Source organism: Oscillochloris sp. ZM17-4 (assembly GCF_019599295.1).
In the GTDB taxonomy this organism is placed as follows: domain Bacteria; phylum Chloroflexota; class Chloroflexia; order Chloroflexales; family Chloroflexaceae; genus Oscillochloris.
In genome coordinates, this window is the sequence record NZ_JAIEWN010000171.1 from 1 (window position 1) to 1,345 (window position 1,345).

Below are 1,345 nucleotides of genomic sequence, written 5' to 3' on the forward strand. Positions count from 1 at the left end.
GGCCTCAAGGCCCGCGCAGCGAATCAGCCGCGGGCGACGGCCCGGATGCCGGCGGGGGTGCTCCAGTGGGCGTACTCCGAGCGCTTGCCGCGCACCACGTCGTGGAAGAGCTGCTCAAGCTCGCGGGTGACCGGCCCCATCGCGCCGTCGCCGATGGTGTAGTGGTCCACCGAGCCGATGGTCAGGATCTCGGCCGCCGTGCCGACCATGAAGATCTCATCAGCGATATACAGCTCGGTGCGGTCGACCGGCCGCTCGACAACCTCCAGGCCCAGCTCGCGGCGGGCGAGCTCGATCGCCGCAGAGCGGCTGATGCTCTCCAGGATCGACTCGGTGCCGCTGGGCGTCACCAGCACGCCGTCGCGCAGGAGCATGAGGCAGGCGCCGGGGCCCTCGGCGACCTTGCCGGCCGCGTTGAGGATGAGCGCGGTGTCGTAGCCGTCGAACTTGGCCTCGGCCATGGCCAGGTTCGAGTTGCGGTAGTTGGCGATGTTCTTGACCCTGGGCGGCATGACGTTGTCGGAGATGCGGGTGTAGGATGAGACGCAGGCGGTGCGCACCCAGCCCTTGCCCAGGTGCGAGGGGTTGGGCCGCACGGTGATGGAGATGTCGACGGGCTGCGGGCCGGGGCCGGTGCTGCTCTCGAAGTTGCCGCCGCCCTGCGGGTAGCAGTAGGGGAAAATATAGGAGTCGCCGCGCACCTCCAGCGTCCGCGCCAGCTCGCAGACGGCCTCGGTCAGCTCGGCCACGCTGTAGGGCGAGGCCTGGCGCATCAGCTTCTGCGAGCGCAGCAGCCGGCGCAGGTGGGCGTCGAGCTGCCAGATGTAGAGCTCGCCGTCATCCTCGTTCCAGTAGGACATGATCCCCTCGAAGATCGCCGTCACGCCGCTCCAGAAGGTGCTGGACAGATGCACCGTCGCGCTCTCCCAGGGCACGATCTGGCCGTTCCACCAGAGGTGGCTGGGCACGGCCTTGTCAAAGTCCGGCGAGAAGGTCTGGTGCTTGTCGGTGGTCGCCATGTGTGTGTCCTCTCTATCTTTTCGGTATGCTACTGATGCCGTGGCGTTATTGTACGCTATGTGCCGGGCGGCTCCGCCGCGGGGGGAGACAGCGAACAGGACGAATAAACGAATGGGCCATCTGTCCCATTCGTTTATTCGTGGCTTATTCGTTGATAAAGTCCTGACAGCCGCCTTTCCCTGCGCTGGACATGGCGTAGCGCCCGTGCTATAGTCCAGAGAGCCAGCGGGCGATAAAGCGTAAATGATAATTATGCAGGGCGCGATGGTTATCCCTTTTCTGATCATAGCCGGCGGGCGCGGCGCGGGCGGGGCCTACGGGGTCC

General features: G+C 65.9%; 1 protein-coding gene. It reads right to left on the minus strand.

Annotation, left to right across the window (positions count from 1 at the left end):
- Positions 1-23: 23 nt before the first annotated feature.
- Positions 24-1,019, minus strand: a complete 996-nt coding sequence (gene ilvE / locus K2Z83_RS28470; protein WP_220598549.1) for a branched-chain-amino-acid transaminase — start codon at positions 1,017-1,019, stop codon at positions 24-26.
- Between the last annotated feature and the right edge of the window lie 326 nt (positions 1,020-1,345).

Bases quoted from the DNA above. Each gene is read 5' to 3' on its own strand.
- ilvE (WP_220598549.1), bottom strand. From the start codon at position 1,019: ATGGCGACCACCGACAAGCACCAGACCTTCTCGCCGGACTTTGACAAG.